General features: G+C 66.8%; 10 protein-coding genes. 4 read left to right on the top strand and 6 right to left on the bottom strand.

Features of this window, described 5'->3' with window-relative positions; translation table 11 throughout:
* From WKW80_RS02095 to hemC, 5 genes are all read right to left on the bottom strand, one after another.
* A complete protein-coding gene (locus WKW80_RS02095; protein ID WP_340361861.1) occupies positions 1 to 1,182 on the bottom strand; it encodes a polysaccharide biosynthesis/export family protein in 1,182 nt (393 codons plus the stop codon).
* 203 nt (positions 1,183 to 1,385) lie between these two features.
* Positions 1,386 to 2,672, bottom strand: coding sequence for a heme biosynthesis protein HemY (locus WKW80_RS02090; RefSeq protein WP_340361860.1), 1,287 nt, complete (start codon positions 2,670 to 2,672; stop codon positions 1,386 to 1,388).
* A 6-nt stretch (positions 2,673 to 2,678) separates the two neighbouring features.
* On the bottom strand, positions 2,679 to 3,758 hold the full coding sequence (locus WKW80_RS02085) for a uroporphyrinogen-III C-methyltransferase (protein WP_340361859.1): 1,080 nt from the start codon (positions 3,756 to 3,758) through the stop codon (positions 2,679 to 2,681).
* On the bottom strand, positions 3,755 to 4,531 hold the full coding sequence (locus WKW80_RS02080) for a uroporphyrinogen-III synthase (RefSeq protein WP_340361858.1): 777 nt from the start codon (positions 4,529 to 4,531) through the stop codon (positions 3,755 to 3,757). The genes WKW80_RS02085 and WKW80_RS02080 overlap by 4 nt, the downstream gene beginning before the upstream one ends.
* 11 nt (positions 4,532 to 4,542) lie before the next feature.
* Entirely contained in the window at positions 4,543 to 5,448 is a 906-nt protein-coding gene (gene hemC, locus WKW80_RS02075) for a hydroxymethylbilane synthase (RefSeq protein ID WP_340361857.1), read from the bottom strand.
* A 95-nt stretch (positions 5,449 to 5,543) separates the two neighbouring features.
* On the opposite strand from hemC, the gene ppc reads away from it, so the two are divergent.
* From ppc to WKW80_RS02060, 3 genes are all read left to right on the top strand, one after another.
* Positions 5,544 to 8,366 carry a phosphoenolpyruvate carboxylase gene (gene ppc / locus WKW80_RS02070; RefSeq protein WP_340361856.1) on the top strand — a complete coding sequence of 941 codons (2,823 nt, stop codon included), beginning with the start codon at positions 5,544 to 5,546 and terminating at the stop codon, positions 8,364 to 8,366.
* A 147-nt stretch (positions 8,367 to 8,513) separates the two neighbouring features.
* Positions 8,514 to 8,726, top strand: a complete 213-nt coding sequence (locus WKW80_RS02065; protein WP_340361855.1) for a hypothetical protein — start codon at positions 8,514 to 8,516, stop codon at positions 8,724 to 8,726.
* Positions 8,727 to 8,729: 3 nt separating this feature from the next.
* Complete coding sequence (locus tag WKW80_RS02060; protein ID WP_340361854.1) at positions 8,730 to 16,922, top strand: glycoside hydrolase family 94 protein; 8,193 nt, start codon at positions 8,730 to 8,732, stop codon at positions 16,920 to 16,922.
* Between the two features lie 15 nt (positions 16,923 to 16,937).
* On the opposite strand, the gene WKW80_RS02055 is transcribed toward WKW80_RS02060, so the two are convergent.
* Positions 16,938 to 17,591, bottom strand: coding sequence for a TetR/AcrR family transcriptional regulator (locus WKW80_RS02055; RefSeq protein WP_340361853.1), 654 nt, complete (start codon positions 17,589 to 17,591; stop codon positions 16,938 to 16,940).
* 115 nt (positions 17,592 to 17,706) lie between these two features.
* Here WKW80_RS02055 and WKW80_RS02050 point away from each other — a divergent pair, with 115 nt between their 5' ends.
* Positions 17,707 to 18,141: a VOC family protein gene (locus WKW80_RS02050; protein ID WP_340361852.1), complete on the top strand. Its 435-nt coding sequence runs from the start codon at positions 17,707 to 17,709 to the stop codon at positions 18,139 to 18,141.
* Positions 18,142 to 18,169: the final 28 nt, after the last annotated feature.

The raw sequence follows: 18,169 nt of genomic DNA, 5'->3' as shown, positions 1-18,169 counted from the left end.
TCAGTTCCGTGGAACGTTCCGTACCGCCGTTGCCGTATTGGCCGACACCAGGACAAGGTTGGCAACGCGACTGAACACCACCAGCGGCACCGGATCGACAAAGACCACGTCCTTGGCCTTGAGCGGGAATCCATCCGCCATCTGAATCGCCGATGCGGTCCGGGCATCAAGATGGAACACCGTCTGACCGCCCTCGGGCAAGCCACGAATCACGTAGATTTGCCGCGGAGCAGACGTGCCGAGATTGAGACCGCCACTTTCCGTGAGCGCATCGTTCAAGGTCAGGCGGCCGTTGCGCATGAGCACGCCGCCCTGCACGTTCACTTCGCCCATGACCGTGACCTTGCTTTCTTCACGGGCCCGAACATTGATCATGTCTCCGTTGCGCAGCAGGATGCGCGAGGGATCGACGCCAGCGTCCGTCAGGATGTTCAGGTCGATGCGCGTGCTGCGGCCATTGCGTGTCAGCGTCACATAGGAGCGGTCGCCGGTCGTGGCCAGGCCACCCGCCCGATTGATGGCCTCGGGCAGCGTCATCGCAATGTCCGTGAACACCAGCAGGCCCGGCGTCCTCACCTCACCGTCGACGTACGCACGCTTGCTGCGGAACGAAGCGACACGGACGCTCACCTGCGGATCCTTGAACACTCTTGACAGGCGTTGAGTCAAGGTGCGCTCCAATTCCTGCACCGTCATGCCGGACGCCTTCAACGTGCCCGCATAGGGAAAGGTGAGGTTGCCCGCGTCGTTGACAATAAAGCCGGGCGCCGGCGCCACGCTGCTCGTATCAATGCCGCCGCCGACCAGTGACGGCAGGCCACTGAAAACCAGTTCGGGGTGATCGAAGACCGTGATACCTATCACATCCCCTGCGCCCAGGCGGTAGGGCTCGGGTTCGCCGCCGATCAGCGCTTGAACGTCTGCGGGCACCGCTGTTACGCGGGCCTTGTTCTGGATCCGGATCAGGTCGGGCGTTATCTCCGTGAGAAAACCGTCGGGCGGCTGATCGCCGTCCGGACCTGCGCCAAGTTTCATATCCGTGTTGACAGGACGATTCTCGCCGTAGCGCATCGAATCGAAGCTCGGCGCGATGGTGCAGCCGCCCAGGAGCGCGCCCACGGCGGCGAGCAACACGGCATGTAAGAAATTACGTTTCAAACCAGGCTCCACAGCGTAACTCAAGTGAATACTTTTGCTAACAGTTACCCAATGTACTGCAGTCGCAACTGAAATAACAACGGTTTGTTGATATAGGGCTTCTGGCAGAGGGGCGACGGAGAAGAGTCGATTGTGCGAGATACATTTCCCAGCAAGTGTCATCTTTTCCCGCAACATGGGCCACCGACTGCACTTGGCAGCATGGCAATCCAAATAACCACGAGAACCTAGAGGTTTTCGACCTGGGCAGCCTGCTTCCACGCCGTCGTGGCCTGTTCGGTGTCGTCACGCGCCTCGGCCAACCGGGCCAGCACCTGCCACGCGCGACGGTGCAAGTCCGGATCCTGGAGACCGAGGGCGGCTTGCGTCAGCAATTGTTGGGCCTTGCCCCAGAGCTGGCGCTTCATGCAGGCCATGCCCGCGATGTATTGAAGGTTGGGGTCGCGCGGATTGTTGCGCTGGGCCAGTTCGATGCGCGAAAGCCAGTCGGCGTCGACCGAATCGAGCCCCGCTTCGAGCGCGCGCACCAGCTTGACGCGCAGCGGGTCTCCGAGGCCGTCAGGCGCCGCCACCATGCGCTCCCAAGCGGGCAGCAGCCACGCCCGCGCAAGCGCCAGGTCGCCGCCTTGCAGCATCACCATGCGCTGGGCGGCATGTATGGCCACCTCGGGCATTTCGCGCTCGAGCTGTTCGAGTTCAGCCCAGGCACCCAGCAGTTGCGCGGGATCGTGAGCGTCGAAGACAAGCTCGGTGGCGAGTCCGCGCACGATGCTTTGAGCCGCCGAAGTCGAAAAGGCGCCGTGCTTGGCCAGCAAGCGCGCGGTTTCCAGTGCTTCGAGGGTGCGGTGATCCTGATGGGCTGCTTTCAGGCGAAGCCTCAGGGCGAAGGTGCGGCGCTGGGCGCCCACCGGCAATTCTTCGAGTCGCGCCAGTGCGCCGGATGCGTCGCGGTCCTCCAGCGCCCAACGGGCCGCACGCAATTGAACGCCCTCGCGAGTTTCGAGCGCGGCCGGCGTACCGCGTTCCGCACTCTCGTTGAGGGCTTGCTGCAAATGCGCGTCGCGCGCCGGGCGATCCTGAAGCGATTGGGCGCTCTCGGCTGCCAGCAGGTGCGAGAGCACCCGGATTTGTTGCGCCTGCGGCAGTTGGGCATCGAGTGCGTCAAGCGTGTGCTCTTGCGCCAGTGCAGCAAGGGCTGCCTTGCGGGCGCGCGAAAAGCGCCCGGCCAGCAATTGGGAGATCGCATCGAGCAGCGCCGCATGCAATGCCCTCTCCTTTTGTTGCATTCGCCATTGGCGGGCCTGGACCGGGAGCGAAAACAGCGCCGACAGCGCGCGCAACGCCACGTGCAGCAGCATGAATGCGCCGGCCAGCAGCATCAATACGAGGTTCAGCGACAAGTCGACCCGCCACGGCGGCCAGAAAACGGTGACCGTGCCTTGGTTGTTCCCCGCAAAAAGCGCGGTCGCGGCCGCGACGCAAAACAGCCCGAGTAGCCAGAGCGCTGCGCGCATGATGACTTAGCGCCCCGCTGCCGCTGTTGCGAGCGCCGCAAGCGTCTCGTCCACGCGCGGCGGGGTGGTGGACTTGACCTGGGCCTGCAACTGCTGCACCAGGGTGGCAGCGGCCTGCGTGCGGCGCGAGGTGGGGTCGAAATACTTGTTCAGGGTGGTGGAGACGGCCGCCAGTTCGGTACGCGCCGTTTCAACCTGGCGTGACACCATTGCAAGCCGCACACTCAGCAATTTGAGCTTGAGGTTTTCGCGCAGGAAAAAGGTCTGCTCGGGTGAGACGAGCGCGGCCTCGGGCCGATCGATCCTGCTGACGCGCAGCAACGAATGGGCTTCCTGGCGCACCAGCAGCAGCGCGCGTTCCCACCACGGCGCATCGGCGGAGACAGCGCCGGTCGAAGCGGTATTCACGCTGAGGCCGCGCACGGCGACCGCGTTGATGGTCGGCAGGTCGTCGACGCCTCGCACCAACTCGTCGAGCTTCAGGAGCGCCTCGCCGCTGTCACCGCTGGCGACCGTGCGGATGCGGTCGGCGTCGCGCTGCATGGCGCGCTGCAACGGCGCAAGACGGGGTTGCGCCGCGCGCGTGATGCGCTGGTCGCCCGCCTTCAGTGCGGCAAGCAAGGGCTCGACGTTGCCGGTGACCTCGGCCTGCTGCAATGCAAGGCGCACAGCCGAATCGATGTCGACGACAAGGTTTTCGTCGCGCGATCGGGAAAGGCTCTGCATCAGCTCCTCGAGTTGGGAGCGTTGCAGCGCCACTTCGGCGAGGCGGGTTTCCGCCAGCGCCAGGCGGGCGGCCGTATCGCGGACGGTCTCTTGCGCCTGACGTGCGAGGGCGCGGGCTTCGGTCGCCTGCGCCAGTGAATCGGCACTCTGGCGCGCAAGCTGCTCCTGCATGCTGTCGAGCTTTTGTCCCAACGTGACCGTCATGACCAGGGCCACCACCGCGACCAGTGCCAGCAGGCCGAAGCCGATGCGCGACAACAGCAGTGCGGCGTCGGCGGGCGACACGGACCGCGTCACCGGCACCGCCGCCGGCGCGGCAGCTTCGGGCGGTGATTCATCGGGCAAGGCGGTGGCGCTCATTCGGTGAATTCTATCGACGCGACCAACGCGGCCACGGTGGGCGCCGATGTGCGCACGGCGCCGAAGCCGGCCGCTTGCGCAGCCTGCGCAATTCGCGCATGGGTGGCGATGGCACGGGCTGCGTGCCATGTCGTGTCGGGCAGTGCACGGCACAGATTCGCAATGGCTTCGGAGCTGCTGAAGAGCCAGGTTGCCCCGCCCTGCGCTCCTTCGATGGCGAGGCGGGTGTCGGCGGCATTGAAGCTCGGCGGCAGGCGTCGGTAGACGACCAGCGTCTGGACGACACCGCCGGCTGCCTCGACCTGGCGCGCGAGCCAGTCGCGGCCCGTGGGGCGGCCGGCCGCATCGCCGCCGCGCACGATCAACAGCCGTGCGCCAGTGCGCACTTGCGGTCGCACGCACGCCCACAGCGCCTCGGAATCGAATTGGGCGGCGTCCTCGGGCGGCACGTCGATGGTGGCGGGGGGGACACCAGCCTCCAGCAGCGCGCGCATGGTGCCAGGGCCTGTGGCCCAGCAACGGGGAGTCTTCATTGCATCGACATCGTTCGCGTGCAACTCGAAGAAGTGCTCGACCGCGGCGGCACTGACGAACATCCACGCGTCATGGCGATCGGGTGGCACGCGGACCGCGTGCCGGCCGACGATCGGCGGCAGTGGCTCGACGACGATCAGGGGCAGCGCCACCGCATCCAGCCCGGCGCCGCGCAGCGCGCCAACCCAGCGCGCGGCCTCTCGCGCCGGGCGGGTGACGATCACGCGGCGCGACGGCATGCGCGATGCACTCAGCGCGCGCCGGCCTGGCGCAGCGCCTCGGCGGCTTGACGGCCGAGCGCTTCGGCTTGCGAACTGCTGCTCACCTCGGCCTCGCGGCGCACGCGCAGCAATTCCGCGACGCCTGCGGAGTCGCCCCACGCCGCGTCGATACGCAGCATGCCGCCGGTTTGCCAGCGCGCATGGGCCGCCAGCGGCATCGAGCAACTGCCGCCCATGGCGCGGCTCACGGCGCGCTCGGCGGCCGTGGCGCGGGTGTCGGCCAGATGCGCGAGCGGGGCGAGGGATTCGATCAGGTCGGCCCGGTCGGCCCGCACCTCGATGCCGAGCGCGCCCTGCCCGGCTGCGGGCAGCATCACGTCGGGGTCGAAGGTGGTACGGATGCGGCTTTCGAGACCGAGGCGCTTGAGGCCCGCCGCCGCCAGCACGATCGCGTCGTACTGGCCCTCGTCGAGCTTGCGCAGCCGGGTGTCGAGGTTGCCGCGCAGCGGTTCGATGCGCAGGTCGGGCCGCAGCTCTTGCAGGAGCACCACGCGGCGCAGGCTGGAGGTGCCGACCACCGCGCCCTCGGGCAATTCGTCCAGCGTGGCATGGCGGGGCGAGACCAGCGCATCGCGTGGGTCTTCACGCTCCAGCACGCAGGCCAGCGTGAAGCCGTCGGGGAGGTCCATCGGCACGTCCTTGAGCGAATGCACGGCGATGTCGGCGCGGCCTTCTTCAAGCGCGAGTTCGAGTTCCTTCACGAACAGGCCCTTGCCACCGACCTTGCTCAACGATCGGTCGAGAATCTGGTCGCCGCGGGTGGTCATGCCCAGCAACGTGACCACATGGCCCCGTTCTTGCAGCAGCGCCTGCACGTGTTGCGCTTGCCACAGGGCCAGTCGGCTTTCGCGCGTGGCGATCACGATATTGCTCACAGCTGTTTTCCGATCATCAAGAAGGCCACCGGAATGCTAGCATGTTGCACTGCAGCAACGCCCTTCCAAATCGCCATCCGAGGAGATAAGCCGAAGTGAAATCCGCCCAGAAAAAGACGTCCGCTCCAAGGCGCCGCCAGAGCGATGACCAGCCATTGATCGACAACATCCGGCTGCTCGGCCGCATCCTCGGCGACGTGATTCGCGAGCAGGAGGGCGATGCGACCTACGACCTCGTGGAGAAGATCCGCACGTTGTCGGTGGCCTTCCGGCGCGATGCTGACCAGAGTGCCGAACGCGCACTCAAGAACGTGCTCAAGGGGCTGAGCGCAGCCGAGACGGTACGCGTGATTCGCGCCTTCACCTACTTCAGCCACCTGGCCAACCTTGCGGAAGACCGTCACCAGATTCGCCGCCGCACCGAAATCGACCGGGCCGGCGAGAGCGTCGAAGGCAGCCTGGAGACCGCGCTGGCGCGCGTGCGCAAGGCGGGCATCACGCCGTCCGCGGTGGTCGAGAGCCTGGCCCATAGCTACGTGTCGCCGGTGCTCACCGCCCACCCCACCGAAGTGCAGCGCAAGAGCATCCTGGATGCGGAGCGCGGCATCGCCCAGCTGATCACCGTGCGCGACGAGATCCTGCAGCGGCAGCAGATCTTCGCGGGCCGGAAAGACGCGCTCACCCCGATCGAGCTGACCGAGAACGAGCATCAGATCCGCACTCGGGTGACGCAGATCTGGCAGACGCGGCTGCTGCGCTTTTCCAAGCTCACCGTGGCCGATGAAATCGAAAACGCACTGAGCTACTACGAAGCGACCTTCCTGCGCGAAATTCCAAAGGTCTATGCCGAACTGGAGAGGTCACTCGGCAAGGACGGCATCGCACCCTTCCTGCGCATGGGGCAGTGGATCGGCGGCGACCGCGATGGCAATCCGAACGTGACGGCGCAAACGCTGGAGTACGCGCTCAAGCGCCAGTGCGAACTGGCACTGCGCCACTACCTGACGGAAGTGCACTACCTCGGCGGCGAACTGTCGTTGTCGGCCACGCTGGTCGACGTGTCGGTCGAGATGAATGCCTTGGCCGAGCGTTCGCCCGATTCGAACGAGCACCGCGTCGACGAGCCATATCGGCGGGCGCTGACCGGCGTGTATTCGCGCCTTGCCGCCACCCTGAAGGAACTGACCGGCGGCGATGCGGCCCGCCACGCGGTGCCGCCGCAGAACCCGTACCACCATGCCGAAGAGTTCCTGGCCGACCTGCGCACCGTCGCCGATTCGCTGCGCGAGAAACACGGTGCCGTGCTGATCGAGCAGCGGCTGGGGCCGCTGGTCCGCGCGGTCGAGGTGTTCGGCTTTCACCTGGCCACGGTCGACCTGCGGCAGAGCTCGGACAAGCATGAGGCCGTGGTGGCCGACTTGCTCAAGGTCGCACGCATCGAAGCGGACTACAGCGCGCTCGACGAAGAGGCCAAGCAGGCCCTGCTGCTGAAACTGCTCGACGACGCCCGGCCGCTGCGCGTGCCCGATGCCGAATACGAGCCGCTGACGACCAAGGAACTGGCAATCTTCGCCGCCGCGCGCACGATGCGCGCAACCTACGGCAACGCTGCCATCCGCCACTACATCATCAGCCACACCGAGACGGTGAGCGACCTGCTCGAAGCGCTGGTGCTGCAGAAGGAGGTGGGATTGCTGCGCGGCACGCTGAGCGCCGGCGCGGTGGTCGACCTGATCGTGGTGCCGCTGTTCGAGACCATCGAGGACCTGCGCAACGCCGCGCCGATCGTGCGGGCCTACTACACCCTGCCCGGCATCGCCGCGCTGGTGCAACGCTCCGGTGCCGAGCAGGACGTGATGCTCGGCTACAGCGACAGCAACAAGGACGGCGGCATCTTCACCAGCAACTGGGAGCTGTACCGCACCGGCACCGCGCTGGTGGCGCTGTTCGACGAACTCGACCTGGGCATTCGCCTGCGCATGTTCCACGGCCGCGGCGGCACGGTCGGCCGCGGCGGCGGCCCGAGCTACGAGGCGATCCTGGCGCAGCCGCCCGGAACGGTTCGCGGCCAGATCCGCCTGACGGAACAAGGCGAGGTGATCGGCTCGAAATACGCCAACCGCGAGATCGGGCGGCGCAATCTTGAAACGCTGGTCGCGGCCACGCTCGAAGCCACGCTGCTGCCACCCGCCAAGGCGGCGCCGGCGTCGTTCATGGACACGGCCAACGCGCTCTCTGCCGCCAGCATGTCCGCCTATCGCAAGCTGGTGTACGAGACACCGGGTTTTGGCGACTATTTCTTCGCAGCCACGCCGCTGCGCGAGATCGCCGAACTCAACATCGGCTCGCGTCCGGCCTCGCGCAATCCCAGTCACAAGATCGAGGACCTGCGTGCCGTGCCCTGGAGCTTCAGTTGGGGCCAATGCCGGCTCACGCTGCCGGGCTGGTACGGTTTCGGATCCGCGATCGCGCACTTCATCGCCTCGGCCAAAGGCGCGTCCGAGCGAAAGGAACGCCAGGCGCTGCTGCAACGCATGTATGCGCAGTGGCCCTTCTTCCGCACGCTGCTGTCGAACATGGACATGGTGCTGGCCAAGAGCGACCTGGCGCTGGCTTCGCGCTATGCCGAGCTCGTGGCGGATCGCAAGCTGCGCCAGAAGGTCTTCTCCATGATCGAGAGCGAATGGCATCGCACTTCCGACGCGTTGACGCTTATCACGGGCGCCAAGCAGCGTCTCGAAGGCAATGCCGACATGCAGCGATCGGTGCGTCATCGCTTTCCGTACATCGACCCGCTGCATCACCTGCAGGTCGAGTTGATGCGCCGCTATCGCGCCGGCGAAGGCGGCGAGCGCCTGCAGCGCGGCATTCACATCTCGATCAACGGCGTCGCAGCCGGTTTGCGCAACACGGGTTGACCGGGCGGAGGGCATGCGCGGCGCCCTCCTACAGCGATATGGGCACGGCACATCGCGCGCCCTCAAGGGTGCGCAGGTACGGTGGCAGGGAGTCCGAGAGGGAGGCATGGTGCCTTCCGTCGTGGACACGCCACAGGACGCCCCGCCATGCCCTCTTTTCAGATCACCCCCCCGGTCGATTGCGTAGTCGGCGACGTGGCCGCGCTGGCAACCCACATGCGGCACTGTGCGCGCTCGCGTGGCGCGATGTTCGGAGTCCGGAATGCACTGCAGGTCGGCGGCACGGTCGCAGCCAGCCGGATCGTGACCGTGGCATGCCTCGGCCTCGGTGTTGCCTTCGCGGTGTTTGCCATGGCCTGAGGCGTGACCGCCGACATCCTTCAGCGGCTCGCAAACCTCAGCGACGAAGCGCGCCAACTTCTACGAACGCCACACGACCCGGCCGAGCCGCCGATCCGTTCGGAGCTGTTCGGCATCCAGCGCTTTGAAGCGCATGGACGCAGCCTCGCGCGCGCACAGGCGGTTGCCGATCCCGCCGCCCCATCGCGGAAGCCAGCCTTTTTTCCGCGCCTCGATGAAAACATCGCCTCGTTGCGCAGCGCCTTCGACTACATCGCGCTGACCTCGCGCAGCGGCCGCTACGTTTCACCGGCAGCCGAATGGTTGCTCGACAACTTTCACCTGGTCGAGGACCAGCTGCAGCAAATTCGCGAAGGTGTGCCGCGCAGCTACTACGCGCGCTTGCCCAAGTTGGCGGCGCCACCGCTGGCTGGCCTGCCGCGCGTGTATGGCATCGCGTGGGCCTATGTGGCGCACACCGACAGCGTACTGAATGCCGAGCTGTTCACCGCATTCCTGAACGCGTACCAGGAGGTTGACGAACTCACGCTCGGCGAGCTCTGGGCATTGCCGACCACATTGCGCGTGGTCCTGCTGGAAAACCTCCGCCGGGTGGCCGAACGCATCGCCCGCAACAAGGTTGCGCGCGAAGTGGCGCATGCGGTCTGGGATACCGCGGACACGTTGACGACACCGGAACTCGACGAGCTGGGCCACCTGATGCAACGCCAGGAACTCAGCGACAGCTATCTGCTGCAACTGTGGCAACGACTGCCCGTCGAAAGCGACGACAAGGCGCCCGCGCTGGCACGCTGGACCGAGGCGCATTGCCAAAACGGCCCTGCACTGATCGATGACGCCCAGACTGCCGCGGTGGCCGCCAACATCACGGTGGGCAACATCATCACCACGCTGCGCCTGGTCGGCCAGCTCGTATGGTCGGACCTGATCGAGCCCTTGAGCCACTCGCTGCGCATCCTGCGCGAGCTGCCGAGCTATGCCCGCGAAAGCGAACTCACGCGCCAGCAGATCACCCATGCCATGGAGCAGGTTGCGCGCCAGAGTGGACAGTCGGAACACCGGGTGGCGCAGATGGTCGTGCGGCGTGCACGCATGGAGTACGCAGGCAGCACCGTCGACGAACCCACCGTCGACCCCTACGCCCGGGCGGAACGCACCGCGGGCTTTCACTTGCTGGGGCCGGGGCGCGCCGCACTGGTGGAAGCACTGCGCAACAGGGACGCACAGCAATCCATCGAGGCGCCGGACTCGCAACCGCCTTTTCGTGCGTGGCGGCTGCCGCTGTATCTGCTGTCGGTGCTCGGCAGTACCGCGCTGCTGATGGTCGCCGTGGCGTATCACCTGGAGCGCATCGACTGGCCGGCAGCCGGAAGCGGCGGTTGGCTGACCAGTCTCTGCCTAATGCTCATGGCGCTGCCGGTGTCGGAAAGCGTGATCGCATTGGTGCATCGCATCGTGGCCGAGTCGGCCCGCATCGAACCCTTGCCCCGACTGGATTTCACGACCGGAATACCTGCGGGCCATCGCGTCCTGGTGATCATTCCGACGCTGTTGACCTCTTCCGACGGCAACGCTCGCCTGGTTCGTCAACTCGAGCTGCACTGGCTTGCGAATCGGCAAGAAGAAGCCCAGTTTGCGCTGTTGAGTGATTGGGCCGACGCGCAGCAGGAGACCCTTCCAGAAGACGCTGCGCTCTTGCGCGATGCGCGCCGCCGCATCGACGCGCTCAATGCGCTTTATCCGCGCAAGCCTGAAAAGCTGGCCCGCTTCCTGTTGCTGCACCGGCCTCGCGTCTGGAGCGACACGGAGCAATGCTGGATGGGCTGGGAGCGCAAACGCGGCAAGCTGGAAATGGTCCTGCGGCTGCTCGCCACCGGAGACGCGAGCGGTTTCCTTCCCGACGCATCGGGTTCCTTGCTGGCCGCGCGCATTCCCTACGTGGTCACGCTCGACGCCGACACCACACTGCCGCCGGGAACATTGCGCGAGCTGGTCGCAGTGGCCGCGCATCCACTGAATACACCGCAGATCGATGCCGACGAGCGCCGCGTAGTGGCCGGCTACGGCATCCTGCAGCCGCGGATCGTGACGCCATTTCCTCCGCATTCACGGCGCTCGCTCTTCCACTGGCTGTTTGCCGGTGCTTGCGGCATCGACCCCTACAGCAGCGGCGCATCCGACATCTACCAGGACCAGTTCGGCACCGGCTCCTTCACCGGCAAGGGCCTGCTCAACGTGCATGCCATGCATGCGGTGCTCGACCGCCGCATGCCCGAAGGCGCGGTGTTGAGCCACGACCTGCTCGAAGGAACCGTCGCACGCTGCGCGCTGCTCAGCGACCTGGTGCTGCTGGAAGACCATCCGCACCATGCTGGCGTCGCCGCCTCGCGCCTACACCGCTGGACGCGCGGCGACTGGCAATTGCTGCCGTTGATGGGGCGCGCGAATCGCTTCGGCATCGATGCGCTCGGCCTCTGGAAGATGAGCGACAACCTGCGCCGCGCCATGGTGCTTCCGGCATCGGCCGCGTTGCTTGGCCTCTGCCTTTTCACCGATGCCATCCCGATTGCATCGGCGTTCGCCGCCGTGGCTGGCGCCCTCGTCCTGGGCCCGTTGCTCGGCGCGCTGGCGGGTTTGGTGCCGACGCGGCGGCGCATCGAGCTGCGTCACTTCTTCGACGTGGGTTCAGGCGACTTGCTCCGGGCACTGGCAGGCGCGGCCTGGCAGTTCAGCCAGTTGTTTGCGCAGGCCTGGCTGTTGACGGACGCAACGCTGCGGGCCGGCTGGCGGTTGCTGGTGAGCCGGCGCCACCTGCTCGAATGGACCACGGCGGACCAGGCACAGGCGCAGGCGCGCTATTCGCCCGGCGCCTTCCTGCGTGCCGGCGGCTGGCCGAGCGCCGCCTGCGTTGTGCTGGCAGTGCTGGCGCTGGGCAGCCCGCATCCATGGCTGGGCACACTGCTGTTCGCCGTGTGGGCTTGCGCACCGCTGGTGGCCTGGTGGAGCAGCCGGCCGCCATCGCGGGCGGGAGCCCTCGCGCAACTGCCCCCGGACGAGCGCGACTACCTCCTGAGCGTCGCGCGCGACACCTGGCGCTTTTTCGAACAGGTGGTCGGCGCCGAGGACAACCATCTGCCGCCGGACAACCTGCAACTCGAACCCGAAAGCACCGTCGCGCACCGTACCTCGCCGACCAACATCGGCGTGTACCTGCTCTCGGCATGCTGCGCGCGCGAATTCGGCTGGATCGACAACGCCATGCTGGCCGCGCGCATCGGCGCCACGCTCGACAGCGTGGACCGCTTGCAAAAGCATGACGGCCATCTCTTCAACTGGTATGACACCCGCTCGCTGCAGATGCTCCGGCCGGCCTATGTGTCGAGCGTCGACAGCGGCAACCTGGCCGGTCACCTGATGGCCACCGCGCAAGCCTGTCGAAGCCATGCGGGGGACGACGACGCTGCACTCGAAGCACTCGCCGTGCGTTGCGATGCGCTCGCCGGTGCGATGGACTTCGGTGGCCTCTACGACGCGAAGCGCCACCTCTTCCACATCGGCCTGCGCGTGGAAGAAAACGTGCTCGACGCGAGCTACTACGACTTGCTGGCTTCCGAATCGCGCCTGCTGAGCTTCATGGCCATCGCCAAGGGCGACGTGCCGCGCCGGAACTGGAGCGCGCTGGGGCGGCCGTATGTCACCGTCGGCCTTCGGCCGGGATTGAAGTCGTGGTCGGGCTCGATGTTCGAATACCTCATGCCCGGGCTCGTGATGCCGGAACCTGACAACGGCTTGCTGCAGGAGGCCTGCATGGCCGCCATTCGCGAGCAGCAAGCCTTTGGCGCCGGCAAGCAACTGCCGTGGGGCGTGTCCGAGTCCGCGTACTTTGCACAGGACCATTCCCTGGCCTACCAGTACTCGCCATTCGGCGTGCCCCGGCTTGCGTTGCGGCGCACACCACTCGCCGACAGTGTCGTGGCGCCCTATGCCACCTTGATGGCCGCGCAGCTCGTCCCGCACGATGCGGCGCTGAACCTTCAGTTGCTGGAGTCGCTCGGCGCGCGAGGTGACCTCGGCTTCTTCGACGCCGTCGACTTCACCGTGTCGCGCCAGGCCGAGGGGCAGGCGTTCAGCGTGGTGCGCAATTTCATGGCGCATCACCAGGGCATGTCGCTGGTGGCGCTGTGCAACCTGCTGTGCACCGAGGCGCCGCGCCGCTGGTTTGGCGCCACGGCGCTGGCCGAGGCCTATTCAGCCCTGCTGCAGGAGCGCACGCCGCGCCAGGTCATCGGTAGCGCCGATCCGCGCACGCCGCCTGAACCTGCGAGTGGCGAACCCGCCCTGGTGTTCCAGCCGCGCACGGTCGACCCGATGGCGCCGGGCTTCCAACCCACGCACCTGCTCTCCAACGGCCGCTACACGGTCGCGTTGCGCGCCAACGGCGCTGGCGTCAGCCGATGGCACGCCTTCAATGTGAGCCGCTGGCGCGACGACCCGCTGCGCGATGGCTATGGCACGTTCTTCTACGTGCGCGATGTCGAGAGCCGCGCGCTCTCGTCGCTCACCGCACTGCCGGCGCCGGGCGAGCAATGGCGCTACCGTGCGCGCTTCATGGCGGATCAGGTGCAGTTCGACGCCAGAGGCCCCGGCCTGCAAGCACGCCTCACGGTTCTGATCAGCCCCGAGGACGATACCGAGCTGCGCACGGTGACGCTGCACAACACCGGCAACGCAGCACGCGAGCTCGAACTGATCTCCTGTTTCGAACCCGTGTTGTCGCTTCCCAAGGCCGACGAGACGCACCCCGCGTTCGCCAACCTCTTCGTCGAAACCCGCTGGGAGCCGACCTGGCGCGCGCTGCTGATGATGCGCAAGCCCCGGCTGCCGGGCGATCCGGAGGTGGCCGCGGCGCACTTCGTCGCGGCGGTCGATGCGCACGTGCTGTCGGTCGAGTGCATGGCAGACCGTCGCGCATTCATAGGACGCAACGGCCGGCTGGCCCTGCCCGCATTGAACCCGCAGCCCATGACGCCCGACGGCGCGCCGATCAACGGACTGGACCCCATTGCCTGCCTGCGGGTGCGGCTGTCGATCCAGGCCGGTGCCACGGCGCGCGTGACTTTTGCAACGGCTGCGGCCGACGGCACCGACCCGCTGATACCCGTGATCGACCGCTACCTGCAATCGACGCACGTAGAGCGCGCAAGCCGCATGGCCGCCACGCTGGCGCAGGTGCGCCTGCGCGACCTCAGCATCGCGCCGGCGCAGAACCTTGCGTTGCAGGACCTGACCACCATCCTGACCTACACGACGCCGCGCGTGATGAGCGATCGCGGACTCGTTGACCTGCGACAGATCTGGCGCTTCGGCATCTCGGGCGACAAGCCGATCGTGCTGGTGCACATCCATTCCAGCACCGGCATGGGCCTGATCAACACGCTGCTGCGCGCCCAGCCCTGGTGGGGCTTTGGCGGGGTGGCCTGCGACCTGGTCGTGCTCAATGCGGAGGTCGCTTCGTATCAGATGCCGCTGCAGCGTGAGATCGAAACGCTGCGTGTTCGCATCAGCCATCAGACGCAGAACAGTTTTCCGCGCAACGACTCTGCCGGCTTCTACCTCTTGCGGGACGAAGACGTGGCCCCGTCGGAGAAGGCCGCCTTGTCCAGCCTGGCGCGCGTGGTGTTCACGGCCGATGGACGGCCGCTGGAACTGCAAGTGGCTGCGCTTTGCGAGGCCGCGCCGATCGCGCAATCGGCGAACAACGCGGGGGCCACTACAGGCGTGCCGTTGCTGCCGCCCATTCAGCGCCCGGACGCCGCGGCCGATGCCGCACGCGCGCCCGTCGGCGACTTCGATGCGGCCACCGGTGAATTCCGCTTCGACGTCGACACGAACCGCCGGCCTTCGCGTCCCTGGATCAACGTCATTGCCAACGCCGGTTTCGGCTTCCAGATCTCGGAAGCCGGCGCGGGCTATACATGGGCCGTCAACAGCCAGATGCACCAAGTGACGCCGTGGTCGAACGACCCGGTGCAAGACCCGGCCTTCGAGCACTACCTGTTGCAGGACCTGGACTCGCGCGAGCTGATCCCGCTCACCCCCGCGGTGCGCAGCGCGGGCGGCAACGTTGCGCATCGCGTTCGACACGGGCAGGGCTACACCGTGTTCGAGTGCAGGCATCGCGACCTGGTGCTGACGACCACCTTCTTCGTTGACCGCGACGACAGCATGAAGCTTGTACACGTCGAGGTTCAGCACGCGGGCACCGCTGCGCGCAAGTTGCGTGCGCTCGCGATGGCCGAATGGCAACTCGGCCCTGCCCGAGGCGCTCGCCGCACCGTGCATTGCTGGAAGCCCGACGATCTTCCGGCGGTGTTCGGCCAGCAGCGCGAATCGAGCACCGGCTTTGGTGGCAGCACGGCGTTCCTGATGTTGTCGGGGTTGCAGGGCGCGGCGCACTGGACTTGCGACCGCAACGAGTTCTTCGGCCGCGGCGGCGTGGAGATTCCCGACACATTCGGGCGGCGGGCGGGCAGCGGCCTCGACGCCTGCGCCGCCATCGGCGCCGACTTCACACTCGCGCCGGGCCAGACGACGCGCGTCACCTTCGCACTTGGCTACGCAGCCGATGCGACGGCCGCCACGCAGCTCGCTACGCGATGGCAGCAACGCGATGTGCCTGCGGCGCAACGGCAAGTGCGTGGCTTCTGGGACGAGCTGCTGGGCCGCGTCCGGGTGCGCACGCCCGATCCGTTGTTCGATGTGCTGGTGAACCGGTGGCTTCTCTATCAGACGCTCGCGTGCCGCCTGTGGTCACGCGCCGGTTTCTACCAGGCCGGTGGCGCTTTCGGCTTTCGCGATCAATTGCAGGACGCGATGGCCTTCGCGACCATCGACCCGGCGCGGTTGCGCGACCAGATCCTCACCAGCGCCGCACGCCAGTTCCCCGAAGGCGACGTACAGCACTGGTGGCACATGCCGGGCGGCGCTGGCGTGCGGACGCATTTTTCCGACGACCTGCTGTGGCTGCCATTCGCCTGCGCGCACTACGTCGACGTCACGGCCGACACCAGCCTGCTCGACCAGCGCGTGCCTTTCATCGAAGGTGCGCGGATTCCACCCGGCGCAGAAGACGCCTACTACGAACCCCAGCTCAGCAGCCAGGTCGCCACGGTCTACGAACACGGCGCGCGTGCCATCGACCACAGCCTTGCCAAGGGCGCGCACGGGCTGCCACTGATGGGCACGGGCGACTGGAACGACGGCATGAACCGCGTGGGCAGTGAAGGCAAGGGCGAGTCGGTGTGGCTGGCCTGGTTTCTCTGCGCGGTTGTCGAACACTATGCGCCGCTGGCCGACGCGCGGGATGAACATGAGCGCGCGTCGAAATGGCGAACGGCGCGCGGCGGGTGGATTGACGCGCTGCACGCTGCCGGCTGGGATGGCGCATGGTTTCGCCGTGCCTTCTTCGACAACGGTGCGCCGCTCGGCTCGTCGGCCAACAGCGAATGCCGCATCGACTTGATTGCGCAGGCATGGTCGGTGTTATCGGGTGCCTCCAAGCCCTTGTTCATCGACAAGGCGATGAAGGCGCTGGAGCAGCATCTCAGCGACGACAAGGCCGGCCTGTTGCGACTCCTGACGCCCCCGTTCGAGCACTCGACTCCGAGCCCTGGCTACATCCAGGCCTATCCGCCGGGTGTGCGCGAAAACGGCGGGCAGTATTCGCACGGCGCCGTGTGGGCCATGATGGCGCAGGCACTCAGGGGCGATCACGACGCAGCGTGGCGCAGCTTCGAGGGCTTGAGTCCGGCGCACCGGACGAAGCATCCGGAACGCGGCCCGGTGTACGAAATCGAGCCCTATGTGATGGCCGGCGACACCTACGGCGCCGCGCCCTACGTCGGCCGCGGCGGCTGGAGTTGGTACACGGGTTCGGCCGCCTGGATGCATCGCGCTGCGGTCGAGACGCTGCTGGGGCTGGAACTGCGAGGGCGGCAATTGCGCATGAGTCCGCGCGTGCCGGCGCACTGGCCCGGCTTCGAAATCGCGTTACGCCTCGACGGGCGCGAACTCAAGGTGCACTACGGCAAGGTCGGCAGCCCGGACGCAGCCACATCCTCAGTCGATGCCGGCGAGTGGATCGACTGGCATTCGCTGCCGGCAAACGCCGTGCTGCGGGTGGTGCGGGGGAACTGACTAATAACTGAAGAATTAAAGGCCCTTCTCGACCATGTCCAGCAGCCTCTGCCCCAACACCCCGGCCTGATTGTCCGGCATCGCCCGCAAGGGACCATCGATCATCAGCAGGGCAAGGCCATGAACCGCTGCCCACGCCAGAAACTCGGCACCCTGCCGGCGCGCCGTGGGCAGCACGCCTGCGGCGACCATCCGGTCCAGCGCCGCGCCGAGCAATTGAAACGGGTTGAGTCCGCCGGGGCCCCCTGCCGCAGGTCCGGCGGCCAATGCCGCGAATACCTGGGGCTCGGCAAAGAACGCCGTGCGAAAAAGCCCTGTCTCGGCGCGCGCGAACCGAAGGTAGCCCGTGCCGACGGCGCGCAAGCCGGCGCGCGCGAGGTCCGCCGGCTTTCCTTTCGCCGGCAGCATGGCCAGTTCCTCTTCCATCGCCGCGGCCACCGAAGACAGCGCGGCGGCTCGCACTTCCCGCAGCAGATCGAGCCGGCTCGCATAGTGGCGGTAGGCGGCATTCGGCACCACGCCGGCGCGACGCGTCGCCTCGCGCAACACCACAGCCTCAGGGCCGCCACCGCGCGCGAGTTCGATACCCGCGTCCAGCAATGCACGCCGCAAGTCGCCGTGCCGATAGCTGGCGCGAGCGGGCGGTGGCCGGGATGGTTCTGTGCGCATTTGTTTCGAATGTGGACGCTGTCCATTATGTCTGCTATGTTTTGTGGACGGCGTACACAAACTCGCCTTTTCCCCACCGAAGCCAATCCCTGATTCATTCGCAAGGAGATACATCATGAAAGTCCAGTCCTACCTGTTCTTCGACGGCCGCTGCGAAGAAGCGCTCGAGTACTACCGCCTCCACCTCGGCGCCAAGATCGGCATGATGATGCGCTTCAAGGACAACCCCGAGCCGCAGCAGCAGCCGGGGATGAGCGCACCGAGCGTCGCCGACAAGGTGATGCACGCGGAGTTCTCCATCGGCGAAACCACGCTCATGGCCTCCGACGGCTATGCGCAGGGCAAGCCGGAATTCAAGGGCTTCTCGCAATCGATCGCCACGAAGGACGATGCCGAAACCAAACGCATCTTCGACGCGCTGGCCGATGGCGGCCAGGTGCAGATGCCGCTCGGCAAGACCTTCTACGCGTCCTCCTTCGGGATGGTGGCGGACCGTTTCGGCGTGCCGTGGATGGTGATCACCGAGAACTCGGGCGCCGTGAAGGGATGACGCGCCCGATGCACGAGCGCAACCGCTG

This window comes from Variovorax humicola (assembly GCF_037889915.1).
Classification (GTDB): Bacteria; Pseudomonadota; Gammaproteobacteria; order Burkholderiales; family Burkholderiaceae_C; genus Variovorax; species Variovorax humicola.
Note: the sequence above shows the minus strand (reverse complement) of the source record. Positions and strands in the feature narration are given on the sequence as shown.